Source organism: Streptomyces sp. NPDC034084 (genome assembly GCF_055575535.1).
Genome location: NZ_JBVISK010000003.1, coordinates 809766 through 826686 on the forward strand (window position 1 = coordinate 809766; position 16921 = coordinate 826686).

At 67.9% G+C, this 16921-nt stretch carries 19 protein-coding genes and 1 pseudogene; 8 read left to right on the top strand and 12 right to left on the bottom strand.

Features of this window, described 5'->3' with window-relative positions; translation table 11 throughout:
- Window positions 1-4: 4 nt before the first annotated feature.
- Window positions 5-1918, top strand: a complete 1914-nt coding sequence (locus ACZ51I_RS14635; RefSeq protein WP_468875454.1) for a CASTOR/POLLUX-related putative ion channel — start codon at window positions 5-7, stop codon at window positions 1916-1918.
- Between the two features lie 69 nt (window positions 1919-1987).
- Here the strand turns inward: ACZ51I_RS14635 and ACZ51I_RS14640 are convergent, their stop codons facing one another.
- The 4 genes from ACZ51I_RS14640 to ACZ51I_RS14655 all read right to left on the bottom strand — a co-directional run bounded on the left by ACZ51I_RS14640 (window position 1988) and on the right by ACZ51I_RS14655 (window position 7856).
- The gene (locus ACZ51I_RS14640; RefSeq protein ID WP_468875653.1) at window positions 1988-3937 is read right to left on the bottom strand and encodes a flavin monoamine oxidase family protein; all 1950 of its coding nucleotides are present in this window, start codon (window positions 3935-3937) and stop codon (window positions 1988-1990) included.
- A 121-nt stretch (window positions 3938-4058) separates the two neighbouring features.
- Window positions 4059-4466, bottom strand: a complete 408-nt coding sequence (locus ACZ51I_RS14645; protein ID WP_468875456.1) for a RidA family protein — start codon at window positions 4464-4466, stop codon at window positions 4059-4061.
- Window positions 4467-6133: 1667 nt separating this feature from the next.
- Window positions 6134-6598 (bottom strand): ATP-binding protein, encoded by a 465-nt coding sequence (locus ACZ51I_RS14650; protein WP_468875655.1) that lies wholly within the window; start codon window positions 6596-6598, stop codon window positions 6134-6136.
- 490 nt (window positions 6599-7088) lie between these two features.
- Entirely contained in the window at window positions 7089-7856 is a 768-nt protein-coding gene (locus ACZ51I_RS14655) for a transposase (RefSeq protein WP_468875458.1), read from the bottom strand.
- Between the two features lie 69 nt (window positions 7857-7925).
- On the opposite strand from ACZ51I_RS14655, the gene ACZ51I_RS14660 reads away from it, so the two are divergent.
- Complete coding sequence (locus ACZ51I_RS14660; protein ID WP_467021862.1) at window positions 7926-8243, top strand: DUF6221 family protein; 318 nt, start codon at window positions 7926-7928, stop codon at window positions 8241-8243.
- A gap of 259 nt (window positions 8244-8502) precedes the next feature.
- Here the strand turns inward: ACZ51I_RS14660 and ACZ51I_RS14665 are convergent, their stop codons facing one another.
- The 3 genes from ACZ51I_RS14665 to ACZ51I_RS14675 form a co-directional block, all read right to left on the bottom strand.
- Window positions 8503-8829 carry a hypothetical protein gene (locus ACZ51I_RS14665; protein ID WP_468875460.1) on the bottom strand — a complete coding sequence of 109 codons (327 nt, stop codon included), beginning with the start codon at window positions 8827-8829 and terminating at the stop codon, window positions 8503-8505.
- Window positions 8826-9170 (bottom strand): hypothetical protein, encoded by a 345-nt coding sequence (locus tag ACZ51I_RS14670; RefSeq protein ID WP_468875462.1) that lies wholly within the window; start codon window positions 9168-9170, stop codon window positions 8826-8828. Before ACZ51I_RS14670 ends, ACZ51I_RS14665 begins: the two co-directional genes overlap by 4 nt.
- A gap of 596 nt (window positions 9171-9766) precedes the next feature.
- A complete protein-coding gene (locus ACZ51I_RS14675; RefSeq protein ID WP_468875464.1) occupies window positions 9767-10402 on the bottom strand; it encodes a ZIP family metal transporter in 636 nt (211 codons plus the stop codon).
- A 443-nt stretch (window positions 10403-10845) separates the two neighbouring features.
- Between ACZ51I_RS14675 and mscL the strand changes: the two genes are divergently transcribed.
- The gene (gene mscL, locus ACZ51I_RS14680) at window positions 10846-11289 is read left to right on the top strand and encodes a large conductance mechanosensitive channel protein MscL (RefSeq protein ID WP_468875466.1); all 444 of its coding nucleotides are present in this window, start codon (window positions 10846-10848) and stop codon (window positions 11287-11289) included.
- A gap of 289 nt (window positions 11290-11578) precedes the next feature.
- Here the strand turns inward: mscL and ACZ51I_RS14685 are convergent, their stop codons facing one another.
- Window positions 11579-11875 (bottom strand): hypothetical protein, encoded by a 297-nt coding sequence (locus ACZ51I_RS14685; RefSeq protein WP_468875468.1) that lies wholly within the window; start codon window positions 11873-11875, stop codon window positions 11579-11581.
- A gap of 589 nt (window positions 11876-12464) precedes the next feature.
- On the opposite strand from ACZ51I_RS14685, the gene ACZ51I_RS14690 reads away from it, so the two are divergent.
- Window positions 12465-13556, top strand: a complete 1092-nt coding sequence (locus ACZ51I_RS14690; RefSeq protein WP_468875470.1) for a hypothetical protein — start codon at window positions 12465-12467, stop codon at window positions 13554-13556.
- 244 nt (window positions 13557-13800) lie between these two features.
- Here the strand turns inward: ACZ51I_RS14690 and ACZ51I_RS14695 are convergent, their stop codons facing one another.
- Entirely contained in the window at window positions 13801-13998 is a 198-nt protein-coding gene (locus tag ACZ51I_RS14695) for a hypothetical protein (RefSeq protein ID WP_468875472.1), read from the bottom strand.
- 124 nt (window positions 13999-14122) lie between these two features.
- On the bottom strand, window positions 14123-14416 hold the full coding sequence (locus ACZ51I_RS14700) for a hypothetical protein (protein ID WP_468875474.1): 294 nt from the start codon (window positions 14414-14416) through the stop codon (window positions 14123-14125).
- A gap of 290 nt (window positions 14417-14706) precedes the next feature.
- On the opposite strand from ACZ51I_RS14700, the gene ACZ51I_RS14705 reads away from it, so the two are divergent.
- The 3 genes from ACZ51I_RS14705 (at window position 14707) to ACZ51I_RS14715 (ending at window position 15891) form a co-directional block, all read left to right on the top strand.
- On the top strand, window positions 14707-14925 hold the full coding sequence (locus ACZ51I_RS14705) for a hypothetical protein (RefSeq protein ID WP_468875476.1): 219 nt from the start codon (window positions 14707-14709) through the stop codon (window positions 14923-14925).
- Between the two features lie 5 nt (window positions 14926-14930).
- A complete protein-coding gene (locus ACZ51I_RS14710) occupies window positions 14931-15209 on the top strand; it encodes a hypothetical protein (protein ID WP_468875478.1) in 279 nt (92 codons plus the stop codon).
- Window positions 15210-15705: 496 nt separating this feature from the next.
- Entirely contained in the window at window positions 15706-15891 is a 186-nt protein-coding gene (locus ACZ51I_RS14715; RefSeq protein WP_468875480.1) for a hypothetical protein, read from the top strand.
- Between the two features lie 150 nt (window positions 15892-16041).
- Here the strand turns inward: ACZ51I_RS14715 and ACZ51I_RS14720 are convergent, their stop codons facing one another.
- Window positions 16042-16194 (bottom strand): hypothetical protein, encoded by a 153-nt coding sequence (locus ACZ51I_RS14720; RefSeq protein ID WP_468875482.1) that lies wholly within the window; start codon window positions 16192-16194, stop codon window positions 16042-16044.
- Between the two features lie 92 nt (window positions 16195-16286).
- Here ACZ51I_RS14720 and ACZ51I_RS14725 point away from each other — a divergent pair, with 92 nt between their 5' ends.
- On the top strand, window positions 16287-16517 hold the full coding sequence (locus ACZ51I_RS14725) for a hypothetical protein (RefSeq protein ID WP_468875484.1): 231 nt from the start codon (window positions 16287-16289) through the stop codon (window positions 16515-16517).
- Between the two features lie 6 nt (window positions 16518-16523).
- Here the strand turns inward: ACZ51I_RS14725 and ACZ51I_RS14730 are convergent.
- Window positions 16524-16683, bottom strand: a pseudogene (locus ACZ51I_RS14730) (class I SAM-dependent methyltransferase); the annotation flags it as partial.
- Between the last annotated feature and the right edge of the window lie 238 nt (window positions 16684-16921).

Below are 16921 nucleotides of genomic sequence, written 5' to 3' on the forward strand. Positions count from 1 at the left end.
TCGCGTGGCGCAGCAGCGCACTACCCTCCACCAGCGCCTTCGGTACCGGTTCGACAATCTGGTGGCGGGAGGGACCACCGTGCTCATCGGGTGGCTGGCGTCGGCCTGTCTGGCCGTGGTGATCCCGGCGAGCATGGTGCTGGTCTGGGCCGACCGGAAGGCTCCGACCACCCTGTCCGGTCGGCTCCAGGCGGTGTGGATCAGCGTCGGCCAGACGCTCAAGATCGGTGGCGCGGTCGGCTCTCCCGTCTACGTGCTGGCGTCCGTGTCGCTCGCCCTGGTGGCCCTGCTGTTCGTGTCGACGCTGGTCAGCCTGATCACCACGGGCATCGACCGACGCATCAGGTCGCTCCGCCTCGGCCACTCCACCGTCCTGGAGACCGGGCACACCGTCGTCCTGGGCTGGTCCGACCAGATCTTCCCCGTCATCAGAGAGCTGGCCTGCGCCAACGCCAACCAGCGACGAGCGGCCGTCGCCGTCCTCGCCCCCAAGGACAAGGTGGAGATGGAAGAGGGGATCGCCACCCGCGTCAAGGGCCTCGGTACGACCCGGGTCATCTGCCGCACCGGCCGCACCACCGATCCCCCGGTCCTGTCCAGGGTCAGTCCGCAGACCGCCAAGTCCGTGCTCGTCCTGCCGCCCGACGGCGAAACCGGCGACGCCCACGTGGTGAAGACGCTGCTCGCCCTCGGCACAGCCGTTTCCACCGACGGGAAGACGGTGGTGGTCGCCGCCGTCCGCGACGCCCGCAACCAGCTCACCGCCCAACTGGCCGCCGGTCCGCGCGGCCACGTCCTGTGCGTCGACCACATCGTCGCCAGGCTTCTCGTCCAGACCGCGCTCCAGCCGGGCCTTTCACTCCTGTACCAGGAACTCCTGGACTTCGAGGGCGACGAGTTCTACACCACTCCCGCCGGGAGCATGACCGGACGCACCTTCGGAGAGGCTTTACTGTCGTTCGCCACGTCGTCCGTGGTGGGCCTGCAGCGGGCGGGCGGCACCGTCGTCCTCAACCCCGCACCCGGCTCCAAGATCGACGCGGACGACCGGATCATCGTCATCACCCAGGACGACGACACGGCCGTACCGGGCGACGCGTCCTCCTACGTGGACGAGGACGCCATCGTCACCGCCGCCCCCGGGAGGCCCGTCGCCGAACGTCTGCTCCTGCTCGGATGGAACCGGCGGGCACCCCTCATCGTGGAACAGCTCGACCAGTACGTGAACTCCGGAACCGTCCTGGACGTCGTGGCCCGGGGCGACGACGCCACCATGCGCGATGCCCTCCGCGGCGCTCCGGCGAGAGACCACCTCGAAGTCACCTTCCGCAGCGGGGACATCACCGATCCACGGGCACTGGCCGAACTGGACGTGCCGTCCTACGACGGCGTGATCGTCATCGGTGACACCGGCCTGCCCGCGCACCCACGGAAGGTCCCGGAGACGGAATCGGAGACGGATGACCGCACGCTGGTCACGCTGCTGCACCTGCGGGCGATCGGGGACGCCGCATCCCGGGAACTCGCCCTCACCACGGAGATCTCCGACGACGGCAACCGGCTGCTCGCGCCCGCCCGGGCCGGCGCCGACTTCATCGTGAGCGGCAGGCTGATCAGTCTCCTCATGACGCAGATCTCGGAGAGCGACTACCTCGCCGCGGTCTTCGAGGAGCTGTTCACCGCCGAGGGGAACGAGTTCCACCTGAAGCCAGCCGGGGACTACGTTCGGCTCGACCGGGAGGTCACCTTCGCCACCGCCGTCGAATCGGCGCGCCGACGCGGGGAATGCGCAGTCGGATACCGGCAGCGCGCGTCGGCCGGTACGGGCCCCGACTACGGCATGAGGGTCAACCCCGACAAGAGGCACCCCGTCCGGTTCGCCGCGGGCGACTGGCTGATCGTGCTCGCCGAGAGCTGACCGGGGCAGGCCGGTGCGGTCCGTACGCCGTGAAACCGGGCACGGCCTGCCCGGTTTCACGGCCGCTCATCATGCCGAGTGCACCTCCAGCGCGGTGCGCACCGCGGATTCGACGGCTCCTTCGATCCACGCGGGCTTGACGGAGGTGTGGCACCCACCGAAGTGCAGGTTCCCCTCGGCCTCGCGGACATGAGGGAAGAGCTCGGTGTGCTGGCCGGGCAGCAGCACGGAGGCTTCACCGTAGGCGTATGGGTCGCGCATCCAGGACTGGGTGCGTCCGACGCCGGTGTAGAAGACCTCGATCCGCTGTCCGAACACGTCCTGGACCCCGGCGAGGGCGCGGGGGTAACGCTCCTCGTCGTCGAACGAGTCCCACTTCAGGGCGTCGTCGGACCAGCTGTAGGAGGCGAGGAGGACCCCGCCCGGGCTGCCCTCGACAGGGTGGGAGGGCTGGAACATGAAGCGGTTGGGGTTGTCGGTGGCCGAGCCGCCGCCGATGACCCCGGCTGCCTCGGGCTGGTCGCGGGAGACCAGGCGCGAGGCGGCATAGTGGACACGCTGGGAGGCGGAGATGTGCCCCCGAGGAACGGAGGGGTGCGCGCCGAGCAGACTGCCGTCCGCAGGAGTCTGTCCGAGCTGGTACTTCCGGTACAGGCCCGGTCGTACCGCCTCCAGTTCCCGCTGCCAGTCGGCTTCGTCGAACTCCCACCAGCGGCGGCTGAACTCCAGCAGCACCTTGGTGGCGGCGTCGTAGTGGAGTTCGGTGACTGCGCGCCGCTTGCCGTAGGAAAGGGCGGGGAGGACCGGGATGTGACGCAGTCCGGAGAAGGGGACGGTGATGATCGCGGCGTCCCCCGTGAACGTCTCGCGCTGTACGGGACCGGGGCCGCGGCCCTCGGAGACGGTGTCGATGGTGACCCTGCCGTCGCCGTGCGTGATCCGTGTGGCGCGGCGGTCCAGCCGCACGAGGTCCTTGACCCGGTCGTAAAGTGCGTCGACCAGAGTGGCGGTACCGCCGGGCAGCTCGAAGAAGGCGGTGTCGGGACTGATGAGCGAAGCCCCGATGAAGCTGTGCACGAAGGCGAGGTGGAGACGGGAGGTGAGGTTCTCGACGGTGCCGATCAGGTCGATGGTCCGCTCGTCGAGCCCCGCCTCCTCCGTCAGGTACCGGTACATGGACATGTGTCCGTAACGCTGGATGACTCGGGCCCAGCCCTCGACGAGTCCTCTGCCCTCCTTGCCCTCGATCTCCTTGCGCACGGGGGCGAAGGCGTTGCGCACGATCTGCGCGGCGGGTACGGACTCGTAGGCCGCCGGGACGCCGAAGGAGCGGTTGACGGCCTGCGGACTGCGGGCGTAGTCGGCGCGGCGGACGCGGACGCCGTTGACGAGGATCCACGTGCGGTACGCGGGGCGGCCGGCCGCGTCGACATCGACGAGGTGGAAGGGACGGCGCTCGAGGCCGAGGCTGTCCATCAGGCCGGTGACGAGCGGGTGGCTGCCGGGGATGCGCATGGCGCCGGCCTCGGCGTACTGGTTCGGATCGGCGAAGGGCGCGGGGGCCTTCTCGTGGCCTCCGGTGCGGAAGGTCTTGATCCGGCCGCCCACGCGGTTGCCGTTGGCTTCGATGACGGTGACCCGGTGCCCGGCCTGCCGCAGCAGGTGGGCGGCGATGAGCCCGGCGGGTCCGGCACCCACGATCAGCACCCTGCGGCCGGGGCGGCCCGCTGTCCCACGCGGGCGGGGCAGACCGGTCCTCAGGAGGATGTCGGCGTAACGCGGCACGAGGGGCTGGTCGTCGTCGTCCCGCACCAGGATGGCCCGGGCGACGGTCAGGCAGGTGTCCCAGTCGGAAAGGGAAGCCGGTCGGGCGGGTGCCTGTGACGCTCCGGCGCCGGACGCGGTGACCGTGAGTGAGCCGGCTCCAGCAGCCGCACCGGCGATGACGGTACGGCGGGAAGGCCGGCGGGCGGGCTCGGACTCGTCGACGGGGTCGGGGGTGGAAAGCGAGTTGGTGATCACGGGGCAACTCTTCCGGTCCCCTTCTGCCCCGGTGCCCAAAAGGTGTGGGTGAGGGGAACAATCACCCGGACGTGCGGTACGGATGGGCCGTGGCTGACGAACGCGGTTTCGTACTGTCTCAATCGAGCACGGCGGCGACGGCCTCGATCTCGACGAGTTGGTCCTTGTAGCCGAGCATGGTGACGCCCATCAAGGTGCTGGGGACGTCATGGTCGGCGAACGAGTCCCGGACCACCTGCCAGGCGGCCACCAGGTCCTCCCGCCGGGCCGATGCGACGAGAACCCGTGTGCTGATGACGTCCTGGAGTGACGCGCCTGAGGCAGCGAGGGCGGCCTGCATGTTCTCGATGGCTTTCGCCGCTTGGCCCGCGTAGTCCCCGATCGCCGCTGTGGAGCCGTCATCGTTCAGCGGGCACGCCCCCGCAAGGAAGATCAGGCGTGACTCGGCGGGGGCCGTGGCAGCGTAGGCGTACTCGGCGACGTCGGACAGGGCGGTGGAGCGGATCAGAGTGATGGCACGAGCCACGGTCGTGGGTCCTTCCCCTCGGGTGTTCAGCGCGGACATCCTGTCAACGGTCAGTTGGCTTCCGCCTTCCTTTTTCTCGCGGCCCTGTGAGAACCGGATGTCACCAACTGACTCTGGAACCAGTCGACAAACGATTTTCCTAGACGGTTCTGGCCCAGATCTCGGGGAGCAGGCACGGAGCGTAGCGAGACGCTGCGTCTCACAGACTGGCACAGCGGTGAGGAGTCACTGGGGCGGGATCATCCTGCGGCTGGTGTGCGCGGACTGCGCGGCCAAGTTCACGACGATCGCCGGCAGTCGATCTCCCAGCCTTCGTGGCCCAGCGAGGGGGAGGGCCTCTGTGGGCCGTGTGTACGGGAACCTGCCGTGCGAAAGCCGTCGGCGTCGGGCAGCGCCATGCGGAAGAGGTTACCGCGGGGGAGATGGCCGAAGCGAAGACGAAGAGGAACCGAGGCCTGCTCGGCGGCCGCCGATACCCTGGCCGGTTCAGGGATGGAAGTTTGCCGTCCGGCCGTACAGCGGCCCGCCGGACAGAGGATGAGAGCCGCGAACGACGGCGCGAAGGGGGAGACACCATGGGGGTTGGTGCGCAAAAGCTGCGCCGTGGCCACTTCGTTCATGGTGGAGGAGCATCGGCGTCTCGCCGATCTGGAGTATGACGCCCACATGCTGAACGACTTCACCTGGTGCGTGCGACCGACCTGCAAGCCGGGCATTACGGCGAGTGGCACTACGCCCTGGTGACTTCGTTGACTTCAAGCAACCGCGTTTGTCGATGACTTCCGGCGGCAGTTGGTGACCGACGGCTGAGGAGATGTCGACCTGGTTTGGGTCTGGCTCGCTTTCCGTGAAGCGGTCACACACTGTTCAGTGACGTCGGCCGCTGAGGTGATCACTGCTCACCCACAGCTGAGGGGTCGGACCCCAGATGAGTGGCTGGTCGCCAGAGGTGAATGAGGTGCACGTCGGCGACCAGGGAACAGCTGTGCACGCACGCTCTTCGAGCCGGACCCGAGCTGGCCTGGGGCGAGGGTGACCGATTCACGGAGTGGGGTGAAGCGATCGGGTGCCATCTTCCCCCGCTCGGCGAGCTGGACCACGGCCGGTTCTCCCCGGGCATCGATCAAGTGGGCGTGATCCATCTCGTCGAGGGCTGGGTTGCGAGCTGCGGACTCATGCGTCACGCCATGGAGAGCGTGGCTCTCGGCGTGGCTCCTCGCCGAGTCGATGACGGGTACGAGCCAGTGGACAGCCGTCCTGACGCATCGGTCACCTGTAGACCAGTACTCGCTTCCGGAGGAGGAATCCGGCTCGGCCGAACACCAGCCGTTTGAGCACCTTGATCCGGTTGACATAGCCCTTCTATGACGGCCGACGGGGCGCCCGGCCTCCTGCGACATGGGAGCGTGTGAGCGCTGCCGCTTCGGGTAGCCGGACTGTCATGTTCAAACACCGACGTGTAAGGGTTGCATGCGTCCTGCTGGTCAGCTGGGGGGCGCTGACAGCCACGGGGCGCTGGGCGGAGCACGCCACTTGGCAGCGGGCCATCCTGAACGGACTGCTGCTGGGGTGCGTGGTGGCGGGTACGTGGTGGTTCGTCGAGATGACACAGGGGCGATCGTCGCGAAGGACGGATCCATCCCCCGTTCCCTCGGGACGGGCCGACACTAAACCGGAGCAGGAGTCAGCATCCGAGCGATGTCGGCCAGTCCGATGACCGTGGTGATCCGTTTGCCCACAGGCTCACGGTGGACCGCGAAGCTCTGGCAGACGGCCACGACGATCTCCAGCCCGTGCTGACCGATCCGGGTGGGATCGGGTGCCAGGATCGCCGGCGGTGTGGGATTGCTGTCCCACACGCTTACCTCGACGGCGCCGCCCCCGTTGACCTCCAGAGTCAGCAGGCACGGACCGGGGGCGTACTTGCGGGCGTTGGTCACCAGCTCACTCACCACGAGCTGCACCGTGACCATGACGCGCTCGGACACCGGCAGGCCGTACACGGCCTGCACGTCAATGAGGAAACTCCGGGCCAGGTCACGGGCAACGGCGATGTCCTCGCTGCCCTCAAACGCCCCTGACACGGAGAAGACGTCCCCACGCAGCAGCCGCCTGCGCTCGGTGCTCATCATCTGTTCCATCAACCCGCCCCTTACATTCGACCGGCCGTCGTCTGCCCCCGATTTCTCAGCCCAAACCCACCCCTCGCCTGATCACAGGAAAGTGCCGGGCCCCCGGGCCACACGTCCCGGGGCCCGGCCCACTGTGGCCCTGGCGGAGACCGGGCAGCGCGCGGTTGTAGAAAGGGGTGCAGAGCGGCGGTGCAAGGCGCCCCGCGCAACAACACGTTGCACGAGTCACACCAGGCCGTACCCGCAGCACACCGTTGAGTTCCACCGCGTAGCACGGCTCTTTTCACAAGGCAGCGCATACAGGCGGCTGTGACCGCCTCGCCCCGAGGCCGCCATCCCTCGGACCTCGAAGCAGACCTCTTCCCTCGGCTACCGCCGCGTGGAAAGACTTCTCACATCGGTGTCAAGTCGTTACGGGCGCTGTCCTAAGGGTTGTCCCGTAAATGATCTTCTGGTCGCCTCAGGCAGGGTTGCCGCTGTGTCCGCTGCCTTATCCGGCGAGTGCGAGGTTGTGCATGCGGGCGATGCCAAGCATGGCGTGGTGGACGCCGTCGCCTTTGAGGCGGCAGTCGCGGAGGATCTTCCAGGTCTTCATGCGGGCGAGGACGTGCTCCACGCGGGCGCGGACCTGCTTGTGAGACTTGTTGTGCGCCTGCTTCCACTCGGGCAGTTCTTCGCCTTGGCGGCGGCGGTGGGGCATGACAAGTCCGGTGCCTGGGTAGCCGCCGTCGGCGATCGTCATGGTTCTGCCGACGGCGGCTTTGGCACCGGATTCCTCCCATGCCTTGCAGTCGTTGCGGTTCCCGGCAAGCGGCCGGCCGACCACGACGACCAGTCGGGTGTCGGCGTCGATGACGACCTGGTGGTTGGTGGAGTACCTGTAGTTCTTCGACTGCGCGGCAATGGTGTGGTCCCGGGTGGGGACCAGGGTGCCGTCCACGATGAGCACGGTGTCCTTCGCGAACCGCTTGCGGGGTTGGAACGCGAGCATCGGCCCGAGGTGGTCGATGATCCGGTCTGCCGCAGACTTCGAGATTCCGAACAGCGGGGCGAGCTGCCGCATGGTGAGGTTCGTGCGCCAGTAGGCCGCGACCAGCAGGGCCCGGTTCTCCAGAGGGAGGCTCCACGGCCGGCCTTTGCGGACCGCGTCCGCACCCTGGCGCCGCAGCACCGTCACCAGCTTCCCAAAGGCACGGGGGCTGAGCCCAGTGAACGGGGTTATCCAGGACGGCTCCGACGCCGTGATCACACCAGCCACACCAAGATCATCCCAGGCCGGTTAGGGCGCCCTCGTCGAGCGCGATCGGCATGGGAGATCATGCAGGGCATGACTGCCGAACTGATCACCTGGCTGCACGAGCAGATCGACGCCGACGAAGTGGAAGCCGCAGACCAGCCACCCATGTCATGGCTTCCCGAAGGGCTGTCCCCCGACAACCCGCTTGCCGCGCTCTACTCACCGGCCCGCACCATCGCCATGCGCCGTGACTTGCTCGCCGCCTGGCGCGACCCGGAACACGCCGGCACCCATGACCACGACAGCGACAGCGTCGACTGGTCGCTGCGGGTCCTTGCAGCAACGGCCTACTCCGATCGCCCGGGATACCGCGAAGAGTGGGCCCCTGCCGACGACGAGCCGGCCTGACACCGTCGATGTCCCGTCTCATTAGATCTTGCAGGGGCGAGGCCGTTGACCTGCGGGGTGACAGGTTCAACCGCGACTTGCTGGGGGCAGTGATGAGGCGTCGCGAAGGCGCGTGGGCGGTGCGGTTGGTGCGCCTCATGGATCATGGCGAAGGTGATGCCGCCTGAGCAGGACCTTGTCAGGTTGGCGAGACGCTTGACGGCCGGTTTCGCATTGAAGAGGGCAGTTTCCTGGCCGGAAGCCGCAGCGGTGGCCGTGGTCAGGAAGAGGGGCGCCGCTGACGATCCTGAAGCTCACCGCGGGCGGTCGACCAAACGATCTCGAACTCATCGACCGACAACGACTGCGGGTCGTGCCCTTCCCACTCGGAGATGGACGGTTCAGCGGTCAGACCGTAGACGCTCTCGTATTCAACGGACCGACCGTCTCTCTGGGCTTCTTGCCACTCGGCCAGCGAGGCAGCGGCCAGAGCCTTGCTTCCGGGCTCCTGCAACTCGACTTGCCGGATCACATAGCCATCGGCGTCCAGCTCGAAGTAGAACCAGACGTCTTCCTCGTCCCAGAAGCAGCGAACCCAGGTCGTCACGGGTTCACCGCGTCGAAGGGCTCGTCGTACCAGCGCCAGCCGGCGGTGCCGTCGTCGTGGATGTGCAGCATGAACTCGGCGACCGGGCCGCCGTCGGGAAACGTCAGGGTGAGCGCACTGCGGATTCGGAAGTAGCACTCGTCGATCTGCTCCCAGTCCTCTTCGTCAACAGCTTGCTCCTGCTCGCTGAAGAGGGGACGGAACTCGTCAAAACCGGGAAGCGCCTCGACGTCGGCGTGCATCCAGGGCCAATCGGCGCCGGTCACCGCCAGCCGGGCAATCTCCCGGTCGCAGTGGTGGAGCCGCCAGATACTGCCGGTGGTCAGGTTCGGGTTGGTCATGTCTCCCATGATGACGATCGACGCTGACAGGCGGGGAGTGAGATCACCGCCCCTTCCCGGTCGTAGCGACGACCATCTCATGCAGCGGAAGCTGGCCTGCGTACGTCGACACCATCCGGACCCAGGCCACCTCGAAACCGGCAGTGCTGTTCTTGCCGCTCAGCGGCTCCCCCTGATCATCCACACCAGGACGATGTCCACTGGATTGAGACAAGCCACCTGAACCGAGACAAGAGCCACCCCAAAGCGGGACACCGTCTCACTCAAACCTGTCCCTCCCCTCGTACCGCAGGCTCAACGCTAAGATCAGTGCGACAAGCCGCGGTTTGATGAGACGGGACAGTCGACTCCGCCAGCTGGACCCGAGGGCTGGCCCAAGCCGGTCAAGCTTCGTTGAGACTCGTCAAAGTTCGTTGAGACGGGTCACGCAGCACAGTTACGGGACAGCCCTTAGACGGGGTTATACCGCTGGTTCGACGCTCACCGCGATGGATCGTCTCCGAAGGTGAACCGCCAGGATGTCCATCTCGACGAGCGCGCCGATGAGACCGGTCTCGGCGAGTCGCGCGGTCTGCACTCATGTTTCGCCCAGAGATCTATAGCTGGGCCATGGCGAACGCCGACAGAAATCCGACCACCGTGACCAGACCCGTCAGCAGATGCACTTTGCTGTACGCCTCCGGGATCATCGTGTCTGCGATCATCGCCAGGATCGCCCCGCCCGCGACGGCCGTGATCGTCGCCATGACCGCTTCGGACGCCCCGCCCAGCAGGCTGTACCCGGCCAGCGCAGCCAGGCCGCTGATGACGGCAATGCTTCCCCACAAGGCGAAGACGTACCTGCGACTGCGCCCGGCGGCGCGCATCCCGGCGGCACTCGCGAGTCCCTCGGGGAGGTTGCTGATGAACACCGCCCCCACCGTCGCCACCCCCAGCTGCCCTCCTCCCAGCAGACTGGTGCCGATGACGACGGACTCCGGGACGCCGTCCAGCAATGCCCCCAGCGCTATGGCGTTGCCGGAGCCAGGCGCCTCGGCCTCGGACGGCTGCTGCTCCCCGGAGCGCTTACGGTGCTGAGCACCACGCCTCGCCAGCAGGGCGTTGGCCCCGGAGTACACAGCCGCACCACCGACCGCCCCGGCCATCACAGGCGCCATGCCGGCGCGCTCGTATGCCTCAGCGATCAGCTCGAACGAAACCGCGGCCATCAGCACGCCGCTGCCGAAGGCCATGACAAGTGCGATCAGCCGGGGCGGAACCCGCACAAGCGAGCCGACGGCCGCTCCTACCAGCAGAGCCGCACCCGCGAACAGCCCCCACGCGCCCGCAACCAACGCTCCACCCACAACCGCCCCTTTCGGCGTCGCTGACAGTCGCGTCTCCTCCTACCCGCCAAGTCAGAGAACAAGGATGGCTCGGCCGCCCCGGTCCCCGGCACCGCAGGCAGTGGTCGCGCGTGGTACTCCTGCGGACCTTTCCCAGCCTGTATCCGATGTCGGCGGGAAAGCAGCTGGGTGCGACGTGCGGCATCTTGCAGCATCCGTGCTGCCCTATGCCCCCGAGTTCACGGCGTACCAGCATGGGGGAGGCGTGGCAGGGCATCTGGACGAAGGGGCGAGCTGACCACGCCCTCGGTACTGTCCGTCGACGTCAAGGGCTCTCAAGGAGTGAGAAGGTGAAGGGCTTCCGCAACTTCATCCTGCGCGGCAATGTGGTCGACCTGGCGGTCGGCATCGTCATCGGAGCGGCGTTCACCGCCGTCGTCAACGGTTTCGTCGGCGCCTTTCTGACCCCGCTCGTGGGGCTGGCCACCGGCGCCGCCGGCGATATGAGCCGCAAGACCTTCACACTAGGCGCCACCCAGTTCCCCTACGGAACCTTCATCAACGCGGCGATCAGTTTCCTCCTCCTCGCCTGCGCCCTGTACTTCCTCGTCGTACTCCCGATGAACAAGCTGCACGAGCGCCTCGCCCCCCACCACGACGTCCAGGCCCCCAAACGTGACTGCCCCGAATGCCTCAGCCCCGTCCCCGCCCAAGCCCGACGATGCGCCTCCTGCACCGTCCCCCTGCCCGCCGTACCCGCCCAGGCCGGGGAGACGGCCCAGCGCGTCGGGTGATGGCCTCCACTGAACGATGCGTGACAGCCGGACAGCCTCAACGCTTGACCGGGCTGCTTTGAACCCGGCTCGCAGCGACCGCTTTCATTCCGTCTGACCGCCCGACGCATCCGCCCATCGCATATCCGCAATAGACGATGCGCACCGAGGGCGAGGCGGGGCTGGTCGACCGCTGCAGCCGACCGGTCACGCCCCCCATGCCTCGGGCGCCGCACCGAATCCGGTGCGGCGCCCGAGGGGCCCACTAGCAGACGCCCGTCCCGCCGACTGGAGGGTTCGGGCACTGCGCCTACAGAAGGTCGAGCAGGAGGCCGTTCTCGTTGGATCCAGAGTCGGCTTCGGCCTCGGCCAGGACGGGACCGTTGGCGCAGATCTGCTGGTTTGCGCTTGCAGGCGTCGACCCGTTGCCGAGAAGACCCAGCCCCAGGTTATCGATGTTGATGAGACCGTTCTGCACCGTCCCCTGGTGGATCTCCTGGTGACACAGCGCCGGGTCGGCGCCGTTGCCGCTCCCGTAGGAGGACTCGGTGTCGGCGGAAGCCACGCCCGCCCCGAGCATGCCGACACTCCCGACAATGGCAGCCACGACAGCGGCCTTGCGAAGGTTGCGCACAATATCTCCAGTCATCGGACTCGACATGAGTCGCGTTGAGGAACCTGCCGAGTCCGAAGCTTATGCACTGAATTGTCGCTTTCGGAGGGCGACGCGCCGCTCGGGGCGCCGAAGAGCATCGGCCATCATGTTCAAGCCCGGCTCGTGTCCGACAGAACCCCATGGGTCTGGTGCCCCTGCTTGTCGTGGCCCAGGGCGTTCGCAAATTCCAGCGCAGCGTCGCCGCTCAGTAGGCCCACTCCATCGCACAGTTCCCCCGGGCAGCTCCGCCGTCGCCTCTTGACGGTGCGCGGTGATCGGCGCACTGCTCACCTTTCCAGGCTCACCCGGCAGCAGCACACGGACCAGTCGGGGCCCGGGGAAGTCGGTGCCCGCGGCCGGGGGACGCCTAGGTGACGGGACGGCCGGGAATGAGCTCGGGCTCAAGCAGCTCATCACGTCCGCGGCATGCCGTTGACGCTCTTTCAAGAGCGCATTTAAAGATGTGCGACGATCACGACGTGGCCATACCTCCCCTCCACCGGCCGATGCACCGCGCTCGTCCATGCGTCCGGCGTCGGCCATGCTCGTCCTGGCGGCGCTGCTGGACCGCTCGCTCGACCGAATGACGGAAGCCGCGGCAGACGTCCGCCTGTTCGACCGGGAAGCCATTCGCGCGGCGTCGGATGTGTGGGACAACCATCTGTTTCCACTGTTCTGGGCCGCAAGCACGTCCAACGCCGGTGAACGTGAGCGGCGGGCGACGACCGTACTGGAGTGGATGGCCGGTCTCAGCGAGCAGCGGCGCGGATGGATGACCGAGCAGGCCGCGATTGCCGGGTACGACCTCGAAGCGCTCCTCCCGCCGGCCAAGCCGCACACACCAGGCCGCGACTATCTCGGACACGTCATGGCACCGCAATGCCGGCTCACGCGCCGGAACACGGATGAGCTGCTCCCCGACCACGATCTGGCGACGGCGTCCGTCCGCCACTTGCGGGTAGAGCGTGCCGGTACTCGCCTGACGGCCTTTCTCCAACTGGTCGCTGACCACGCCATGCTGGAGCTCCGCTCGGTGCGCTACGCCGCCCGCGCGGATCACGTCCCCGTGACGAGACTGTGCCGAGCCTTCTCCGGAGCCGGCGAAGCGATCCTGACCGCCGGGGCGCAGCGGGGCACCCGCCGCCGTGAGGCGGCTTTCCGAGACGTGATCCGAACCTGGGCCGACCAGGGAAGCCCGGGCATCACCCGCTGGTTCTCGGCCATCCTCAGGGAGCGGGCAGGCCGCCCGGACATCATCGAGACACCACGGGCTTTTGAGCGAACGCCTCCCTCCCTCTCCGACGGCGCACCCTCCTCCGGTACGCCTTCACAGGCAGTTCTCGTCATGGCCGCCTGGACAGCGGCACACATCGATTACCAGGCGGAGCGCCCGTCCACTGCGCAGCTCCAACTCGCCCTGCCGCCCCGCACCGACGACAGCTCTTCAGCGCGCTGGCGACTGCGTACCGTCGACTGTCGCGATCCGGCTGCCTTCCGCCTTCGTACGGATGCGTTCCAGAGCCCCGGCCCGCTCGTCCAAGTGGGGACGCCCACCGCCGCCTGCACTCTCGACCTGCACCAGGGCGCATTGCTCGTCGCGGCTGGAGCCGGCTGGAGTGCGTCTGTGAGCTGACCCTCACCCAGTGCCGTCACCACTCAATCGGTCTCGTGACGAGCCAGGTATCCGCGTATTCGTCTTCACGTGTACGGCGACGGTCACCCGCAAACGGCAGCGCCCATTGGGCTTAGCCAGGCACAGTACGGGCGCACCCGGTGGCTTCGTCCTGAAAGCTCGGGCTTCGCTTGGGTTGCAGCCTGAGCCGACGGGTTCGCTGCGCTACGGCCCGCTGGCGCGGGCCGGGATGGCTATAGAGCGGTCAGTGACGGGACCAGGGCCGACGTCCGCTGGTGGAGTGATGGGCCCGGCCTGCTCCGATACCTGCCAAGTGCAGAGCCAGAGCCGTCAGCCCCAGGAGCATCACGTTTGTAGAGGAGAACACATCGTTGGTGACGATGTCCGCAGCGTTGATCAAGAAAGCGATGAAGAACAGTACGGCGGCGGCTATACCGAGCATGTGTCGGCTCCTTTCGATGGGAAGTGAAGCTCGTATACCCGGCCACCGCCCCTACAGGCATGGGCAGCGTCTACAAAGTGGCGTAACCCGCTCGGCGGGCGCCCGTAGACGGGCTGACGATGCCTCAGGCGGCGGCGTGCCGGGGGCGTGTCGTCTTGCGCGGGGCGGCGTGATGCACGGGCCGGCTCGTCGTGGGAGCCGCGAGGCGTCGCAGAGACCAGCTTGCGGTGACGAGGAGAGCGGTGAAGACAGTCAGAAGGAGGAGGGACATCCACATCTGCCGGCTCCCGGGTGCCTGCCAGGCGGCCCAGGCGGAGCAGCCTGCCCACAGCAGGACCCCCGCGGCGTAGAAGGAGCGGACGCGGTGCAACTGCCGCACGGCCCGCAGGATCTGGATGCGTTCAATCTTCGGTGCCATGCGGAGTCTGTACCCCGATACGCGATGACTATCAGGGCGTGCCTGGGATATGGGCTCATAGCCACCGCGTGCGCTGTGGAGTGCTTCCCGGGCGGACGGACCCCCGTGACCGGTTCCGGCGCTGGACCTGCTCGTGCAGACCGCCCAGCATGGCGCCTGGCAGGCCACCACGCGTCGTTGGTCGCGGTGTGCCCACTGGACAACGACCCCGTGCCGGCCGCACTGGGTATTCGCACGACCACTGACACGATCCATCTCGCTCCGAACTCGGACTCTCGGAAGCGGTGTGCTTGGCCGACACCCGTGGCTCCCAAGTCGAAATCGTGCACAGCATCGGCCGCGCCCTCCGGCTCAACCGCGACAGCACCACCGAGGTGGCCAGGATCATCGTGCCGGTCTTCCTGGCGCCTGGCCTAAGCCCGACCGACGTGCTCGCCTCCACCCACTTCAAGCCGCTCGTGGCCGTGCTCCAGGGCCTGCGCTCGCATGACGAGCACCCGGTCGAATAAGCAGCTTGCCCTCCCGAGCCCTCGCCCACGGACACCGCAAGGTCCACGTGAGGCGCGACGAGGACGGCCTGAGCGGCAGCGCTGGCGGCGCGGGTAACGGCAAGGACCGGGAGCAGGACGACTCGGCCTTGCTCCACTTCTCCGGCCCGCGCGGTTCCGCCACGATCACCGCTTCCCTGCGCACGGGGATGTACCGGCCGGAGTCGCTGGAGGGCTACCAGCCCCTGGTGCGCTGCGGGAGGAGAACGGGATCACCGGCCTCTACGCCGGTCCGCGTGACGTAGGGACCGACGCGGGTGTCACGAAGGCGTTCCCCCTGGGGCAGTGGGTGCGCCGACGCCGCAGGGCACTGCGGGCCGGTGAACTCGATCCCCACCGTGATGAGCTGATCGACGCTCCGGAGGCGGGCCTGGTGTGGGAGCCCGGCGAGAGGCAAAAGAAGTCAAACTCGCCGCGCTGCGCTCCTACCGGCGGGCCACCGGCCACCTCGCACCCCGGCAGGACGCGGTGTGGGGCGAAGGCGAGGCGATGGTGCCCATCGGACAGTACATGGCCAACCTCCGCCGGAAAGGAGCCATGAAACGGCCTGGGTAGGGATCCGCAATGGGACGCGGCGCGCGCGGAGCAGTTGACGGAGATCGACCCGGACTGGGAGTGCACGTGGCCACTGGACTGGCAGCGGTACTACCGGGTGCTCGCCGACCTCGTCGACGCCGACGGTGTCCTGCCCCAGCTCGCACCTGGTGTGGTCTTCGAGGTCTTCGACGCGGGCACCTGGCGATGGCGACACCGGGAACGGGCACCTGGGGACAGCTGTCGGCCGAGCAGCAGGAGCGGCTGACAGCCCCGGGCATCCAGGCCCACCTCCCCTCCCGCTCCAGCTTCGGCCCCGACGGCGAGCGGTGCGGGGAAGGGGCCGAGCAGGTGCAGCAGGCGCTCCAGCGCGGCCTTGCCGCGAAGCTGTGAGTGTGGGTCTCGAACACGAAATCGAGGAGGAGAAGCTCACCTCCCAGCAACTCGCCGACCTCGGACTGGCATGGGGGAGGGCGTAGAAGCTGATCGGGCTACTGTGCGTCGGTGCAGGGCCCTTGAGCGCGGAAGCACGCGACGACCGGTCTACGCACCGCCCCAGGTGTCACCGGAGTCTCCACCACCGCCGTGCGGCCACGGCTCCTCCGTCCCGAAGCGGACCCACAGCAAGTAGGCTCCCGTGCCCAGCGCCAGCAGACCGACCGGGATGACGACTGCCAGCAATACGGTGACCACCACGTCTGCCTCCTTGACTACGCCACGGCAACCCGCAGGACGCACAATGGGCCCTGCCGTCAACTTAACCGCATGGATCGGAGGTTGGCCCGCTGATGCAATTCCTCAGCATCATCGGTGTGCTCGCGGGGCTCCTGCTCATATCCCTCCTCCCGATGCTCTTCATCGGAGCGCCGAAGGAGTGGTGCCGCACCTGCAAGCACCAGAGCCACGACCACAGGGACGGCACTGGAGGGTGCACGGGAGACGACTTCCCTGTCGGCGAGTTCACGCCGAGCGGCACCTGTCCGTGCGGGGAGTACGTGCCGAACAGAAAGCCCCGATGACCGCCCTCAGCGCAGTCGGCGCGCGCACATCACCAGATTGCCGGTGTGGCGCGCCGGCTCCGCCGTCGGCGGCGACGCGTGGCCGCTGCTCCTCCACCCGCCAGTCGTCGTCAAGGATCTCGGCGACCATGGCGGGCCAGACGTAGTCCGCCGGGTCCAGCGACGAGGACCTCCTCGTCGAAGCGAGGCCGCCGCCGAACCCGACGTCGCCCTGACCGGCTGGAGCGCCTACAAGAAACCCTCCGCCCTGGCCGAACAAGGTCGTCGTCGCCGGCGTCGAGCACTGGCTTCGCGGCCTCATCCGCGCCTACCGGGACGCCAGGACAGCCGCCCCGCCGCCGGAGGCCGCCTCAAGAACGCTGGCGACCAGATCCCCACGACCAGCTCCTCTCGCTCGCCGCGTC

Bases quoted from the DNA above. Each gene is read 5' to 3' on its own strand.
- ACZ51I_RS14675 (WP_468875464.1), bottom strand. From the start codon at position 10,402: ATGGCCTTCGGCAGCGGCGTGCTGATGGCCGCGGTTTCGTTCGAGCTG.
- ACZ51I_RS14715 (WP_468875480.1), top strand. From the start codon at position 15,706: ATGGCGACACCGGGAACGGGCACCTGGGGACAGCTGTCGGCCGAGCAG.
- ACZ51I_RS14700 (WP_468875474.1), bottom strand. From the start codon at position 14,416: ATGGCACCGAAGATTGAACGCATCCAGATCCTGCGGGCCGTGCGGCAG.
- ACZ51I_RS14695 (WP_468875472.1), bottom strand. From the start codon at position 13,998: ATGCTCGGTATAGCCGCCGCCGTACTGTTCTTCATCGCTTTCTTGATC.
- ACZ51I_RS14670 (WP_468875462.1), bottom strand. From the start codon at position 9,170: ATGACCAACCCGAACCTGACCACCGGCAGTATCTGGCGGCTCCACCAC.
- ACZ51I_RS14660 (WP_467021862.1), top strand. From the start codon at position 7,926: ATGACTGCCGAACTGATCACCTGGCTGCACGAGCAGATCGACGCCGAC.
- ACZ51I_RS14690 (WP_468875470.1), top strand. From the start codon at position 12,465: ATGCTCGTCCTGGCGGCGCTGCTGGACCGCTCGCTCGACCGAATGACG.
- ACZ51I_RS14650 (WP_468875655.1), bottom strand. From the start codon at position 6,598: ATGATGAGCACCGAGCGCAGGCGGCTGCTGCGTGGGGACGTCTTCTCC.
- ACZ51I_RS14725 (WP_468875484.1), top strand. From the start codon at position 16,287: ATGCAATTCCTCAGCATCATCGGTGTGCTCGCGGGGCTCCTGCTCATA.